The sequence below is a fragment of the Pseudomonas sp. 2995-3 genome (genome assembly GCF_002742565.1).
GTDB lineage: Bacteria > Pseudomonadota > Gammaproteobacteria > Pseudomonadales > Pseudomonadaceae > Aquipseudomonas > Aquipseudomonas edaphica.
In genome coordinates, this window is record NZ_LJSB01000375.1 from 1 (window position 1) to 257 (window position 257).

1 pseudogene is annotated in these 257 nt (G+C 38.1%); it reads right to left on the minus strand.

From position 1 onward, the window contains the following. Nucleotides 1-239: pseudogene (locus AOA62_RS29780) on the minus strand (argininosuccinate lyase); the annotation flags it as partial. Nucleotides 240-257 lie beyond the last annotated feature (18 nt).

Below are 257 nucleotides of genomic sequence, written 5' to 3' on the forward strand. Positions count from 1 at the left end.
ATCTTTAAGTCTAATAAAAACTTTTTCTGTTCAATAGCACTCAAAACTATTTTTCCAATTACCTCATGTGCATCACGGAAAGGCATACCCTTCGTAACGAGGTAGTCTGCAATATCCGTTGCATTTGAGTAATCTTGACTTGTCGCCTGTCTCATTTTATCTTCGTTAACAACCATCGTCTCTATCATTGGTGCAAGAAGCTTTAGTGATCCTTCTACAGTTTCCACTGTATCAAACATACCCTCTTTATCCTCCTG